The organism is Acidisarcina polymorpha (assembly GCF_003330725.1).
Classification (GTDB): domain Bacteria; phylum Acidobacteriota; class Terriglobia; order Terriglobales; family Acidobacteriaceae; genus Acidisarcina; species Acidisarcina polymorpha.
This window is the reverse complement of the sequence record NZ_CP030840.1, coordinates 6,642,628-6,656,475: the sequence shown is the minus strand read 5'-3', so window position 1 is coordinate 6,656,475 and position 13,848 is coordinate 6,642,628. Positions and strand designations below refer to the sequence as shown.

At 55.8% G+C, this 13,848-nt stretch carries 12 protein-coding genes; 5 read left to right on the top strand and 7 right to left on the bottom strand.

Features of this window, described 5'->3' with window-relative positions:
- Positions 1–355: 355 nt before the first annotated feature.
- Positions 356–988 (bottom strand): nitroreductase family protein, encoded by a 633-nt coding sequence (locus ACPOL_RS28510; RefSeq protein ID WP_114210170.1) that lies wholly within the window; start codon positions 986–988, stop codon positions 356–358.
- Between the two features lie 573 nt (positions 989–1,561).
- The gene (locus tag ACPOL_RS28505) at positions 1,562–2,092 is read right to left on the bottom strand and encodes a class I SAM-dependent methyltransferase (RefSeq protein WP_114210169.1); all 531 of its coding nucleotides are present in this window, start codon (positions 2,090–2,092) and stop codon (positions 1,562–1,564) included.
- A 306-nt stretch (positions 2,093–2,398) separates the two neighbouring features.
- Between ACPOL_RS28505 and ACPOL_RS28500 the strand changes: the two genes are divergently transcribed.
- On the top strand, positions 2,399–2,731 hold the full coding sequence (locus ACPOL_RS28500) for a hypothetical protein (RefSeq protein ID WP_150133158.1): 333 nt from the start codon (positions 2,399–2,401) through the stop codon (positions 2,729–2,731).
- Positions 2,732–2,944: 213 nt separating this feature from the next.
- Here the strand turns inward: ACPOL_RS28500 and xth are convergent, their stop codons facing one another.
- Entirely contained in the window at positions 2,945–3,703 is a 759-nt protein-coding gene (gene xth, locus ACPOL_RS28495; protein WP_414633395.1) for an exodeoxyribonuclease III, read from the bottom strand.
- A gap of 379 nt (positions 3,704–4,082) precedes the next feature.
- The gene (dinB, locus tag ACPOL_RS28485; protein WP_114210165.1) at positions 4,083–5,234 is read right to left on the bottom strand and encodes a DNA polymerase IV; all 1,152 of its coding nucleotides are present in this window, start codon (positions 5,232–5,234) and stop codon (positions 4,083–4,085) included.
- 104 nt (positions 5,235–5,338) lie between these two features.
- Between dinB and ACPOL_RS28480 the strand changes: the two genes are divergently transcribed.
- From ACPOL_RS28480 to ACPOL_RS28460, 4 genes are all read left to right on the top strand, one after another.
- Positions 5,339–6,553, top strand: a complete 1,215-nt coding sequence (locus ACPOL_RS28480; protein WP_114210164.1) for a DUF763 domain-containing protein — start codon at positions 5,339–5,341, stop codon at positions 6,551–6,553.
- A gap of 452 nt (positions 6,554–7,005) precedes the next feature.
- Complete coding sequence (locus tag ACPOL_RS28470; RefSeq protein ID WP_161557668.1) at positions 7,006–7,557, top strand: TetR/AcrR family transcriptional regulator; 552 nt, start codon at positions 7,006–7,008, stop codon at positions 7,555–7,557.
- A 20-nt stretch (positions 7,558–7,577) separates the two neighbouring features.
- Complete coding sequence (locus ACPOL_RS28465) at positions 7,578–8,639, top strand: aldo/keto reductase (protein ID WP_114210161.1); 1,062 nt, start codon at positions 7,578–7,580, stop codon at positions 8,637–8,639.
- 437 nt (positions 8,640–9,076) lie between these two features.
- Entirely contained in the window at positions 9,077–10,183 is a 1,107-nt protein-coding gene (locus ACPOL_RS28460) for an ABC transporter substrate-binding protein (protein WP_114210160.1), read from the top strand.
- Positions 10,184–10,730: 547 nt separating this feature from the next.
- On the opposite strand, the gene ACPOL_RS28455 is transcribed toward ACPOL_RS28460, so the two are convergent.
- Genes ACPOL_RS28455 through ACPOL_RS28445 form a run of 3 tightly spaced genes read right to left on the bottom strand, consistent with a single transcriptional unit; the run spans position 10,731 to position 13,833 of the window.
- Positions 10,731–11,897 (bottom strand): vWA domain-containing protein, encoded by a 1,167-nt coding sequence (locus ACPOL_RS28455; RefSeq protein WP_114210159.1) that lies wholly within the window; start codon positions 11,895–11,897, stop codon positions 10,731–10,733.
- The gene (locus ACPOL_RS28450) at positions 11,894–12,838 is read right to left on the bottom strand and encodes a hypothetical protein (protein WP_114210158.1); all 945 of its coding nucleotides are present in this window, start codon (positions 12,836–12,838) and stop codon (positions 11,894–11,896) included. The genes ACPOL_RS28455 and ACPOL_RS28450 overlap by 4 nt, the downstream gene beginning before the upstream one ends.
- Positions 12,835–13,833, bottom strand: coding sequence for an AAA family ATPase (locus tag ACPOL_RS28445; protein WP_114210157.1), 999 nt, complete (start codon positions 13,831–13,833; stop codon positions 12,835–12,837). The genes ACPOL_RS28450 and ACPOL_RS28445 overlap by 4 nt, the downstream gene beginning before the upstream one ends.
- Positions 13,834–13,848 lie beyond the last annotated feature (15 nt).

Here is a 13,848-nt window from a genome sequence, read left to right as displayed (position 1 = left end):
TGACTCGACCTGTCCTCCCAGTCGAGGTTCTAGAGTGCGGGGGACCGCAGATACAAATCAACCCTCCGGGTGCACCTCCTGCCGAACTTTCGCTCTGCCGAATCGCACATCTCGTACTAAGCCTCATGTGTCGGCTCGAGTAAAGCAAAACTTCGAACATCTGACAGCCTTACCGGGCCGGGGTCGACTGGGAGACCTCCACGGACTCTTTTTTCCGCGCCGTGAGGGAGAAGACATCAAGGTCGCTCGCGACCTGCAGCGCAACTTTCAGCATCTCGACACCGACGTGCAAGAGAACGGCAGGCTACATCGCTCGATATCTGAAGGAGAAGAAATCCGAATGGGAGAACGGACTTCAAAACTCCCTGGCGCTGTTGAATGCGAGAATCTTCTCCACCGGTAGCCTCGGCCGTCGCGGCGTATTTCCCGGAGCGGGCCGGCCTACTGTGAGCCACATCACCGGCACAAAGCGATCACTTATAGACAGAATCTTTTTTGCTTGTGCAGCATTGAAACCAATGGGGCAGCTTACATATCCTCGATCCGCCGCTGCCAGCATCAGCACCATCGCCGCCAATGAGCAGGAGCGAATAGCCTCCTCCTTGGCAAGCGTCGGATCTGTGGCGTACATGTTGTTCGCCATGCCGAGCCAGGCGTCAGCGATTTCGCGTCGCAAAGAGTTTGCCTCCACCGCCTCATTAAGGATCGCCTGAAGGTTCTTGTGCCCGTCCAAATCACCGAGCACAAAAAGACTCAAGGGAGCTTCCACCACTCTCTTCTGGTTGGGAACGACCGTCGCTTCCTTGAGTTGTTCACGCAATGCCTGATCTGTCACCGCGAGAAAGCGCCAGGGCTGTACGTTGAATGCCGATGGAGCCTCGGTTGCTGCCTGAACAAGCTCGCGAATTTCCAGATCTGAAATGGAAACTGTGGGATCGTAATGCTCTGTGGCAGTGCGGGCGTAAAGAACTTCGCTGAACTCACTCATGTATGCTCCTCATTCTGTCTACACGATGCGTGGAATCGAGTACTACGTGGGAGACCGGCCAAACGATTACAGCCCCTCACTATCCTCTTGTTCGGACGCGCATAAGCGGCGAGGGAATCTATCGGATTGAGACAAAAGATAGGCGAATTCCGCCGAACGAACTTAGGATGTCCATGTCGCCCGTTCATAACGATCAAGGAAGGCCTTCATGCAGCGCAAGTGGAACGGAATGAAGGCCTTAATTACATACAAAGAAAGCCACGAGAGGCGTGCACCCTATAAGCTGCGATGCTCCCGACAAAGTCATTCCCAAATTACGAGTTGCCGACGTTGTGTAGCGCTTCCCGATGGAGTATTGAGCCACGCTTGCGTTGTTGCACGTAGGGACCGAGGTGGCTTTCCGTAGAGGCGTGCCTTTTTACGCCTATACGGAGACCCTCCGCAATCTTTACGACGGAAAGCGCGTCACTGATCCGGCTTGGTCGTTCGCCGTACTTCCAAGATTGTTGGCGCTGCGCCCAAGTGAACGCTGAGCGGACGGCTCAGTCGCTCGGGCGCTCCTTCCAGGATTCATCAAGAGGATGTCCTGGAGCGCTGTGCCAAAGCTGAGTACATCGTGCCGCCGAACAAGGAAGGCCGAGTCGCCAGCTTTTCGACGCGGTCCATTCCGACCTCACTGAAGAGTTGAGTTAGCTTCTCGAAACGAACTGGATACGGACCCCATCGGCTCGACTTGGACCGCTCATACTCGACAACCAAGAAACGATCAGTCACAGTCAGAAGTCTTCGCAGCAGCGACTGCTGCTCGCGGATGAAGTGCAGCGTGTTGGCCATGAGCACTCCTTCCACGATAGGTAACCGAAGGGTGTGGCTCTCGAGATCTCCAACGATCTTGCGAATCTCCACTCCGTTGTGCCGTTCGGGGATCTCCTCGAGGATGCTTCCGTCGAAATCGACCGCGTAGATCGTGCTACCGGGTGCAAGCAACCGAGCCAAAGCTCGCGTGAAGGTCCCGTTTCCCGAGCCAAGATCGCACCAGGATTGACGACGGTCCCACTCAATGAGGGGTGTTCGAATGAGGGCCGAAGCCTCGCCGATCTTCATCTCTTCAATCTACGTTATTGGGTAGACGAAGCCACCGATCGAACTGTATCCAGCGATTCTACTTTCTACACCTTACTAGTAAGATCTGTGGTCAGCACCCGCCAAGAGCGCTCTTCGATACGATAGGCATCAAATTCAACGGACGAGTCTTGGAGTTCCTCTTCGCAAATGCCGTCATGGCATCACGATTTAGCCGTGGCTCCTCCGTTACCATGCAGTGTTTGGCGACATTCTCATCAGCGCAGGTCAGCCTCAGTTTAGGATTGGATTTACTCGACCTAACCCTTGGTATCCATCGATTCCCTTATGAAACGACACGAAGTGCTCCAGAAACTCCATCACATCGGAATGCGCGGAACCGATCTGCTCCATCGAATTGAAAGCAATCCACGAACAGATGAAGCCGAGGCCGAGCTTCGCGAACTTGCCCAAGCCATCCAAGGGGAACTTCGCGACGAATACGAGCGAATGCATGCTGATCAATGGACGAACAGCCTTACCGTGTTCGAGATCAGCGTCTACTCGCCGACGATCTGCAGAATGTGGAAAGATACGGGCATAAACGGATTGGACGTCCATGCAGAGATCGGTGCCAAATGGCAGGAAGTATTTGCAGCCATTATTCATCTCTCGAGATAACTGTGGCTGTGTCACACCCGGTTGTCTCCACCCGAAGCTATCTCAACCGCCAGGCGAACATAATAGGCTGCCATTTCGCCCTAATGGTATACCCTTGGGGGCCCTGGGCTGAGCGTTAGCTGTTGTTATAGCGATAACGTCTCACTGGCTGGCGAACAATTCGGATGGAAGTTTCGATTGCCTTCCAGTACGCTGCAGACACGAATGAGACGGCTACTTCAGGCGCAAGACGATCGGAGTATGGTCTGACGGTTTCTCGAGCGCCCGAGGTCCCTTATCGATCTCACAGCATTCAAGCCTCTTAACCAGACTTGGAGTGAGCAGGAAGTGATCGATACGGATGCCGCGGTTTTGTTCGAAGGCTTGTCGGAAGTAATCCCAGAACGTGAACTGGCCGCCCATTCCCGGATGCAATGACCGGAACCCATCAACATAGCCAAGTTCGAGCATCTCTCGATAGCGGGCACGCGGTTCCGGTTGAAAGAGTGCATCGTGAATCCACGATGCGGGTTTGTGGCAGTCGATGTCCTCCGGAATGACATTGAAGTCGCCACCAATCACGGTCGGCACATCGCTCTTCAACCAAAGTTTCATCTGTTGCCTAAGACGATCCATCCAGGACAGCTTGTAATCGAACTTTGCCGTACCCACTGGATTTCCGTTCGGCAGGTAGATGTTGACGACGCGAATGTTCGCAATCACTACTTCGAGAAAGCGGGCGTGACTGTCTGCTTCGTCACCGAGCAGCGTTGTGCTGACGACCTCGATCGGGCTGCGAGACAGGATCGCGACGCCATTGTAGCTCTTCTGTGTCACGGAGACCGAGTCGTATCCCTGCTCTTTGAACCAGGCGGAAGGAAACTCGGTTCCTTTCAGCTCCTGAAGAAGAAGAACGTCCGGCTTCTTTGCTTCCAACCACGTTTTGACATGTTCCGCACGCGCGCGAATCGAGTTGACATTCCAGCTTGCTATCTCGATGACGCCCTCCTGGACTTCTTTTTGGCAGGAGTGGGGCTCTTGCGAACCGGTGCAGACTCAGCAGGCTTTCTCGAGCCGACTCTTCTCGACGTCTTCGGTTTGACGAAGGCGCCCTTCACGGCTTCGAGATCCAGCACATACTCATGGGCCGGGATCTTTTCAAGTATGCCGCGAAGCTCTTCGCTTATCTCCGGAGACAGGTCACCTGCCCGCTTTGCTTCGTGGGAGAGTTCGCACAGGATGTCCTCATACTGCGAGATACACCGCATCGTGTGAAGCAAGGCGTCCAAATGGTGATAGGCGTTAGATAATTTGATTGAAGAAGCACGAAGCTGGCGGTGGGCGGAAGTAGTTTTCTTACGGTCCATATGATCTAGTCGTTGGATGCCAAAACGGCTTCAACCTCGGCGCTCGCATTGCTTTCAAAGAGCAGCCAAGTCGGATCTGGGTCCTCTTGAAAATTGCTCAAGCCGACGCCAACCAGACGGAAAAGCTGTCCTGACCCGAGTTCTACTCGTTCTCGTAAGGAGAGGGCGACCTCCGTGAACTCCGCAAGCGAAGTCGGCATGACGAGCGGGGTGAGACTTCGGGTCAGCGTGTTGAACTCCTTCGTCTTCAGCTTGAGGACTACGGTGCGCGCCATCCGAGCATCTTGGCGTGAAGCGGCCCAGACCTTTTCTGCAAGTTTGCGTACTAGCGGTTCAGTCTCCGCCAGCGGGATATCGATCTCGAACGTGTCCTCGGCCGAAATGGATTTGCTCGCCCGATTGGAAACAACAGGATTGTGGTCGATGCCGCACGAGAGTTCGTGTAGGCGACGGCCGTACCGGCCGAAGTGATGCTCCAGTGTGGAGATATCCATCGCGCCGATGTCACCAACCGTCGCAATCCCGATTGTTTTCATGCGTGTTTCGGTCACCTGTCCAACGCCGGGGATGCGACCTACTGGTAGCGACAGCAAGAAGCCTTGTGCCTCGTGAGGTTGAATGACGAAGAGCCCATTCGGCTTTTTCCAATCCGATGCGATCTTCGCCAGAAACTTGTTTGGCGCCACCCCCGCGGACGCCGTGAGATTCAGTTCCTCACGGATCTGTTCCCGAATCATCTTCGCGACACGCGTCGCGGTTGGCAACCCCAGTTTGCTCTCCGTGACGTCGAGATAGGCTTCGTCGAGCGATAACGGTTCGATCAGGTCAGTGTGCCGATGAAAGATTTCGCGAGCGCCCTGTGAAGCGGCTTTATATCGGGTGAAGTCTGGCAGTACGAAGATGGCGTGTGGACACATCCGCTCCGCAGTCACTGCCGGCATCGCAGAACGTAACCCGAATTTCCTGGCTTCATAGGACGCTGCGCAAACGACGGATCGCTTGCCCGTCCATGCAACCACGACGGGCTTCCCACGAAGGTCTGGATTATCCCGCTGTTCCACGGAGGCGTAAAAGGCGTCCATGTCAACATGAATGATTTTGCGGACCGTGGGCTGATTCGATTGATGTCGTTCGGCTGAGATCTCTTCCGCTGCCATAGCCTGGAAACCTTTCAGGTCAAATCAAGGTCGGAATAAACATCTGCCACAATTTGATTGTAAGCGAATAAAGGGCGAATAGGGAGGTGAGGTGATCAGAATCAATGAAACGCTCCGGCATAGCCGATCTCCCACTCCACGGCGGGCGGGTCCCTTCATGGCCGGCCAATCGGATGACAGAACTGGGTACTGCCATTGCCGAGCAGGTGATCCTGAACTACGGACACTCTGAGTTCCTCACGCGATTGAGTGATCCCTTCTGGTTTCAGGCATATGGGGCCGTAATGGGGATGGACTGGCACTCCTCCGGCATCACGACGTCGGTTCTGGGAGCCTTGAAGCGTGGGTTGAACCCGCGTTTCTCGGATCTTGGCTTGATGTTCTGCGGTGGCCGCGGACGGCATTCGGTTCGTACACCGGACGAGCTGCGTGCGTTCTCGCTGAGGAATGGGCTGGACGGAGATGCGCTGGCCCGAACCAGCCGGCTCACCGCGCGCGTAGACAACAACGCCGTAGCCGACGGCTTTCAGCTCTACCTCCACTCCTTCGCGATTACAAAATCGGGCGAATGGGCGGTCGTACAGCAAGGAATGAATCCCGAGAACCATCTGGCGCGGCGCTATCATTGGCACTCGGCCACGGTGCGCGACTTTGTCTCTGAGCCCCATACAGCCATCGTGGGCGAGCTTAAGGGTGAGATTCTTAATTTAGTCGATGCCCGCGCGGGCAAAGCACAAGATGCGTTGCTCACCATTGCAAGAGGTCCCATCACGACCGCAATAAACGATGCTCGCAAGCTGGTCATGCCCGCGCATCATGACGTTAGAACGGAAGACCTCGATTTGAAACGCCTGGGAGCAGTTCTGGCCGTTGCACATGAACAGGAACTACGCGACTTCGCCTCTGTACTCTTAGTGGAAGGACTCGGACCACGAACGCTCCAATCTCTAGCTCTGATCGCAGAAGTCGTTCACGGAGCGCCTAGTCGTTTCTCCGATCCTGCGCGCTTCTCCTTCGCTCACGGCGGCAAAGACGGGCACCCCTTTCCGGTGCCACTCAAGACTTACGACGAGTCGCTTACCGTGCTGCGGCGCTCACTCGATGCAGCTCGTCTCGGGCATACCGAAAAGCTGGGAGGCTTTCGGCGTTTGGATCGATTGACTCGTCATGTAGAAGCAGAGCGGGAACCGATTGCCGATTGCGGTGCGGCGATTGCGCACGAGCGCGCAATTTCGGCATCGATTGGAGGCAGAACGGTCTTCGATGACAAAGTACTGCTTAAGAGATCGGCGCAAACGCCGCAACTGAATCTCTTTTGAACGATTGTTTCCGTTCCGTCCCCAGGGGATCGGGTAAACAACAGCGGCACTGGGAGAAGCTCATGGCAACACAAACTGGATTATTCGCCGAATTGGCAGACACTGTCTGCAATGCCTGAAGGGTTTCGCTATGACGAGGACATCGTTAGCGACGCTGGAGACCGTTCTCGTGGCGGCATTGGCAAAGCTTGAACTTAAGCCTTTCGAGTTCCAAAGCACGTTGGGAATCCCGAGGACTGGCTACGGCGGAACGCAGATCAATTCCGCTATGCCGAAATGCAGTACCGAGGACAGGCGCACTTATTTGGCATTTGGGGAGCCCTGGCATGGCGCATTTGTGATTACTATACGATACGTGTAGTATTAGGGCCATGAGTGCTTCTCCAAACGACGTGCCCTCATGCGTAAAAGCTTATGGTCGACCGCGCAGTTCCGCCTCCCAGGTGGCGATTATGAAGGCTACCCTCGATTTACTCGCTGAAAAAGGTTTGCGGAATTTGACGATCGAAGGAATTTCCGAACGAGCGGGGGTAGGGAAGGCCACTATTTACAAATGGTGGCCAAGCAAAGCCTTTGTCGCACTGGACGCATTCCTCGACCGGATGCAGGATAGTATCCCGACCGATGACACGGGATCGGCGCAACAGGATTTTCTGCATCAGCTGCGGGGGGCGATTGCCTTTTATGAAACGTCCCTGGGGCGCATCTTCCGTCATTTCATTGCTGAATGCCAGGACGACGAGGCATTCCTGAAGACCTATCAGGAGCGATTCCTTGAACCGCGCCGCGCTGCCGTGCGCCTCATATGGAGTCGTGGAGTTGGCCGCGGTGAGATCGACCCTCGGTTCGATTGCGAGTTGGTGATTGACATGATTTACGCGCCTCTGGTGTATCGATTGTTGGCTGGCCATCTCCCATTTACCAGTGAGAATGCAAGTCAAGTGACAGAAGCTATCTTCGGAGGCATTCGCCCCAGCGTAGGCGTAGCAGACGGCATCCACTAACACCAACGACAAAGGAGAGTATGGTGGCACTTCGATATAACACGCTGGGCAATACGGGCCTTCTGGTCTCAAATCTTTGTCTAGGAACCATGACCTTTGGTGATGGAGAAGGGATTTATGGAACCATCGGCTCTGTTGATCAGACTGGCGCAGACGACCTGGTTATGGAGGCATTAAGAACCGGGGTCAACTTCTTTGACACCGCAGATGTGTACTCATTTGGCCAGAGCGAAAGAGTGCTTGGACAGGCATTTAAGAACCTTGGGATCAGTCGGCAGGACGTCGTGATTGCCACGAAGGTGTTCATGCGGGTCGGCAAAGGTCCAAATGACGTAGGAGCGTCGCGGGGCCACATCATGGACGGGGTGGAAGCTAGTCTCCGGCGTCTCCAGACCGATTATATCGACCTCTATCAGATTCACGCGAGCGATGAGGTGACGCCGCTCGAAGAGACGCTCTCGGCGCTCGACGCGTTGGTGCAACAGGGAAAGGTTCGCTACATTGGATGTTCGAACTGGCCTGCCTGGAAAATAGGCCGTTCGCTCGGAGTTTCCGAGCGCAAGAACCTAGCGCGGTTTGATGCGGTGCAGGCCTATTACTCGCTAGCTGGACGGGACTTGGAGCGCGAGATCGTTCCTCTGTTGCAATCAGAAAGGTTGGGTCTGTTGGTGTGGAGTCCCCTTGCCGGCGGTTTGCTCTCGGGCAAGTACACACGTTCCCAGAAGAAGCCTGCCGAATCGCGGCGCTCCAGCTTCGACTTCCCGATCGTCCACAAGGAGCGAGCCTGGAACATCATTGATGTGCTCGGTCCCATTGCAGAAGCACATGGCTGCAGTTCGGCGCGAGTGGCTCTGGCATGGCTTCTTGCCAAACCAGCCGTGACCTCAGTGATTTTGGGTGCCAAACGGATCGAGCAACTACGCGATAATCTCGCGGCGGCCGATCTACTTCTTACCCCGCGCGAAACGGTCCTGCTAGATGAGGTAAGCGCCCTGCCGCCCGAGTACCCAGGTTGGATGATCGAGGTCCAAAATGCAAACCGTCTTGATAACAGCGAGCAAACCTGGAGCAAATTTCGGTAGTGTCCTAATTTGACTTCGTAATTGTCTTCCATATCCTCCGAATGGTCTGCGATGTCAAAACTCCCATGCTGAACCACAATGCCGCATCTGCCAGAGAATGTCTGCAAGGTTGCATGTATCAAGCCTCCATTGAGGCACTCAGCGTGCCTTGAATAAATTCGGTTACGGTCTGCTTCCGCGCCTTCACTGCGGCTGTCAGGTTCTTTAGGTCCTCATCCGTGAGACGAATACCGAACCCACGGCGTTTCGCCTCACCTTTCGGCAACTTTCGACTATACCAAAATCCAAACTAGGACACCCAAATTTACTGAACCTTGACCTAAAGCAGAGCCGTTTTTAATCGGGCAAGTCTGCACCTTGATAGACACATTTTTCGCGCCGTTTACAGCGACGGGTTCGCTCGAAGACTGGCCGACACAGCGTAGAAGGAGGAGCTTATGAGACACAAGACGATTCGAGTTGGTTTCTGTACGGATCTTACTGGGCCGTATCGTAACGTTGATGGCTTGGGGGGCGCTGAAGCGATCCGGATGGCCATTGAGGACGTGGAGGGAGAGGCTGCGGGAAGCCGTGTAGAGTTGCTGCTGGGCGATCACCACAATGACTCGGAACAAGCGAAGAAGATCGCTTTCGACTGGTACACCCAGAGCGGCGTCGATCTAATTATTAGCGGCGTGAATTCAGATACCAGTCTCGCGATGTCCGGTGTCGCGGCAGACTTGCACCGGCCGCTGATGGTCGTTGGGGCAGGCACCTCCGTTCAGACCAGGGAGCGCGCTTCTTCGTCCGTGATTCAGTACGCTTACAACACCGTCGCTCTCGCAACCGTCCCCGGTCTCGTCTTGACCTCAAAAGGCGATAGCCGTTGGTTTTACATCACTGCAGATTATCCTTTTGGACGGGAGCTTGAGGCTCACGGGCGCGTGGCGGTGTCGACAGCTGGTGGTACGGTAGTTGGGGCAGTGATCAACCCTCATGGAGAGGAAAACTTCGTTCCCTATATCGAAGCGGCGCTTGAAAGTGGTGCTCAAGTTCTCGGACTCGCCAATGGTCATGCTGCCCTCATCAAGGCCATGAAAGCGATGGAACTTCTAGGGGCCACCTCCAAATTGAAGGTGGTCGGTCTCCTGACGTTCATCGATGACATTTACGAGATGGGGCAAGAGCAGGCCAAGGGCTTATATCTCTGCGATAGCTGGTATTGGACGCGCGACGCCGAGTCGCGAGCCTGGGCTCATCGCTTTTTCTTGCGTCAGCAACGAATGCCGTCCTCGTTACAGGCGGCAGACTACTCAGCGGTGAAACAGTACCTCCAAACTGTGAAGGAAATTGGCAGCACAGACCCTGACGCGGTCACCGGCGCCCTACGTTCACGCGTTCTGGACGATATGTACGTCAAAAGCGGTCGCATACGAGAGGATGGAATGATGTTGCACGAGATGTATCTGCTGAAAATCAAAGAGGCAAGTCTTTCGAGTCATCCCTGGGATTGCTACGACTTGATAGCCACTGTGTCTGGAGATCAGGCTTTTCCCACCGTGTAAGTCCCATAGGAAGACCGGACCCTCCGCGCGGCTTTGAAAATTGGTTTACGAATGACCTACTTTTTGCGGACTGCGCGGAGCACCGGCTGAGAATACAGCGACAGGCTGCCAGGTTCGCATGGTCGCTTGAGCCAAGACCGATGCCTTCGTCTTGCCTCCAGACAGAAATGGATCCTGAGGTCCCTGGAAGTGAAGCCGCGATCAATTTACATCCAGGATAGAGCGGCTCGATTGAACTGGGAGCATAGCCTGCCTTCAGTCAGTTCCTTGCGATACTCCCCGACGTTCCGAACCCTCGAGACCGAACGAAGGTCTTCGATCGAAGCGGTCCGACGTTTGAGCGCTCCAAATGCCGGCGAAGCGGCCTGCCCATCTTCGGACGTCGTCCGTTCAGGATCTGAAGATCAAGACTCAGTGTTTTCGCCGTTGGAAGCTGTTCGCTGCTACACCTGGAATACTTCGGGCATGTCGAGTTCAGCTCGATGACGTTCACACTGGTCCCGCGCCTTCTCTAAGTTCTTGTCCAGCAAGATGTACCGATGCAGGCCTAAGCAGCCCGCATCGGTACGACCTGTCCGAAAGAAGCGCGGAGCGATCCCGTGGATGCCCAGATCACAGGGTAGTCAGGCTCTTCCTCAGGAAGAGTCCCATGGAGATCCGTCAAGAAGACCACCATTTGAGCAGGTACTTGATGTTCCTCTACCCAATGAAAACAGGGCCTGAAATCGGTCCCGCCGCCGCCCGCCGGAGTCAGGCAGATCGGCTCACCGTAGGAATAGACGTCGGTTTTGTGGACCTGGGTGTCGAAGTAAAGCACATGGACCCGCTCCGGTCTCTGGCCCTCGAGAATAGATCGAATCTCCGCTTCAAAAAGAGAGAGTTGTCTTGCATTCACCGAACCCGAGCAGTCTACCGCAACGACTATTTCCCCGACGCCATCCCGAGTGATCCCGGGAAGGTAGAGCCCACGCCAGAGATGGCGGCGGTTTGGCCTCATCCATGAGTAGTCGGCAGGGAGTGCCTCCGACCATGACCGGCGCAACAACTCACGCCAATCGATGTTCGCCTCCGCGGCGGCAAACAGACTCCGCTCGACTCCTGCCGGGACCTTGCCGGCGATCTTCGAAAGCGTCTGCGCCTGTTCGACTGCGATCTGCCAATCGCGTGCCTGTTCTGCTATGTCCTTGTCTTCTGCAAATTTCGGTTCCGGGGCATCCAGAACTTGGCCAATTCCGCCTACGGTAATTGGCGCCACGGGATCGTCGGAGCCTCTCGAACTCTGCTTGTCTCCAGCTTTGTCATTCTGCTCTGCGTCAAGCAAATTGTAGATCCTCTCAGCGCTCATACCGCGGAAGCGCTTGTCCACCAGGACGCCCTTGGGCAGGGACAGACCCGCATCCAAAACCAGTGGATTGATCGCGTAATCACACGCTTCGTTCCAGCGGTTCGGGCTTCGGTTTCCCCGGCGAGTATGGTGCTGGAGGGCGGGATGCAAGACCTCGTGCGCGAGAACGCCCACCAACTCGGATGCCGCCAGGGTGTCGACGAAGGCAGGGTTAAAGAAGAGAGAGACTCCGTCGGTGGCCATTGTTTCTACGGAAGAGGTCTCCTTGCCAGCAAGACGGAAGAGGAGCGTTCCAAAGAAAGGATGATCCAGGAGGAGTGTAGTGCGCGCCTTCCGGATCCGGCTCTCCACGGCAGTCAATTGCCTCATAGTGCCACCGACTCGCCCATATAGGCAGTCATATGGGCGAGGATGCCGGAGAGCTCCGGCATCTCGACAGGTACGGTAGAGTTCTGCGGGATCCGCGATTCGAGCACCTCATCCATTTCGGCGACGATTCCCGCAGCCTCTGCGACCGTGGCGCTCCGACGCGAATCATCCTTCCTCAGCTCTTGCGCCGTACAGTTGCAAAGCCGCTCTCGAATCTGGGTCGCGAAGCGGTCAAGGTCGGGATCCTGATTGACGTTCAGTTGCGGCAACAAAGAGACAAGATCGTGGATGTTTGTCACCAGCGTCGCATGGAACCGCGACTCGGGCTCGCTCAACCGATCCACCATGTGACCGACCACAGCCCTCAATCGCTTCCAAAGATCCTCGCTTCCCTTTGAAAGTCGCTGCCTCACGTTCGCATCGATTTCACGAGCAATGCGCGCCTGTTCTTCCGCCGACATCGTAACTCGGAAGTCGTCCCCAGTGGCGATGGGAAGAATCTCGACGTTGACGCTGAATTTCTCGCGCAACTTGTCCACCGAAGGATAATCCTCCTCGCGGAAGAGGCTCCCAAGTTCTGCCCTGGCCTCTCGAATGTAGCCCGGATAGACATCGAGGAACTCTTCCACCCCGTGAGAGAAGTTCGCTTTGAACTCACGCATCCGTTCGCTCAGTTCGAAGAGGAAGTGCGAGGACAGAAGCCGAAGTCCCTCGTCCGACCAAGGAAGTGTGACCTTGTAGAAATACTGTCGAATCTGGCCGGCCAGTGTTCTCAGTTCTTCGAGCCGCGCCGCACCCATGAGGAGTTGCTTGTTGTAGCGGCCCGCGCGCTCCTGCGCGCCGTGCTGGCTGGCCACGTCACGGCTGACCTTACGGTCGTATTTAGTCGCTGTCCAGATGCTGATATGAACAGCAGCCAGCATCGCCCTCTGAGTAATCATTGGATGACCTCCGCATGTTGAATGCCGAAGCGAATGAACTCCGGCGTGCTAGTGATCGCACGATCGCGTGCTGCGGCGTCGCGCATGGCGAGAACACGCATCTCTGCTGGCATGCGGTCCAGGTAGGCAAGTCCTTTCGCGACGGAATGATCGGATAAAGCTCGTCCCAGTGCTGTTGCAATCGCAATCTGCGCTGACGGCTCGCTGGGAAGCGGAGCTTTATCGGGGTTGAGCAGGATCTCGTCGATCGAAGGCAACTCTCGGAATAGCCGTAGGAACCCGACAAACTCCGCCGTTGCAGCAGGTCCGATGGTGCCCTCTAGCAGTTCCGCTTCGATTTCGACCGCGGCAGAGCCAACCTTGCCGGACATGCCCTTCAAAACATTCGAGGCCATCTGCCATGAGCGCGGCGTGGGCCAAGCATTCTGGTCGGAGGTAACGTCCCCATCGTGGAGTAATGCGGGCTTGAAGCGAAGGAACGCAATGATCTCGGAACGTACGCCCGCACGCACTGCCCAACGGCACCATTCCGGGAGATCGGCTTCCAGATGCAGATGGACGAAACGATTCCGGAGCGGTCGTGGCATGGAGAAGTGCACGCCTCTTTCAGAAGCAGGATTGCCAGCTGCAATGACCACCCAGCCGTCAGGCAGCACATACTCGCCAAGACGTCTGTCGAGCACTAGCTGATAGCAGGCCGCCTGGGTCATCTGTGGTGCCGAAGTCAGTTCATCCAGAAAGAGGATCCCTTCACCACTTATGGGAAGGAACTTAGGGGGCGCCCATTCTGTCTGCTGCGAGGCGATATGAGGCAGACCGCGCAGATCGACTGGGTCGAGCTGCCCTGCACGTATGTCCCGAAACTCGCGGTTGGTGTCATTCGCAACCTGGAAAACTATCTGTGATTTGCCGACGCCGCACGATCCCCAGAGGTGAAGGGGCACACGTTCGCCGATCAGCGCCTGAAGCGCTTCGTAGAGCATGGAGGGTTTCATTGGACTGTCCTTTGG

Excerpts from the sequence above, each read along its gene's own strand:
- ACPOL_RS28455 (WP_114210159.1), bottom strand. The coding sequence starts at position 11,897 with ATGAGGCAATTGACTGCCGTGGAGAGCCGGATCCGGAAGGCGCGCACT.
- ACPOL_RS28445 (WP_114210157.1), bottom strand. The coding sequence starts at position 13,833 with ATGAAACCCTCCATGCTCTACGAAGCGCTTCAGGCGCTGATCGGCGAA.
- ACPOL_RS28505 (WP_114210169.1), bottom strand. The coding sequence starts at position 2,092 with ATGAAGATCGGCGAGGCTTCGGCCCTCATTCGAACACCCCTCATTGAG.
- ACPOL_RS28450 (WP_114210158.1), bottom strand. The coding sequence starts at position 12,838 with ATGATTACTCAGAGGGCGATGCTGGCTGCTGTTCATATCAGCATCTGG.
- ACPOL_RS28480 (WP_114210164.1), top strand. The coding sequence starts at position 5,339 with ATGAAACGCTCCGGCATAGCCGATCTCCCACTCCACGGCGGGCGGGTC.
- dinB (WP_114210165.1), bottom strand. The coding sequence starts at position 5,234 with ATGGCAGCGGAAGAGATCTCAGCCGAACGACATCAATCGAATCAGCCC.
- ACPOL_RS28460 (WP_114210160.1), top strand. The coding sequence starts at position 9,077 with ATGAGACACAAGACGATTCGAGTTGGTTTCTGTACGGATCTTACTGGG.
- ACPOL_RS28500 (WP_150133158.1), top strand. The coding sequence starts at position 2,399 with ATGAAACGACACGAAGTGCTCCAGAAACTCCATCACATCGGAATGCGC.
- ACPOL_RS28510 (WP_114210170.1), bottom strand. The coding sequence starts at position 988 with ATGAGTGAGTTCAGCGAAGTTCTTTACGCCCGCACTGCCACAGAGCAT.
- ACPOL_RS28465 (WP_114210161.1), top strand. The coding sequence starts at position 7,578 with ATGGTGGCACTTCGATATAACACGCTGGGCAATACGGGCCTTCTGGTC.
- ACPOL_RS28470 (WP_161557668.1), top strand. The coding sequence starts at position 7,006 with ATGAAGGCTACCCTCGATTTACTCGCTGAAAAAGGTTTGCGGAATTTG.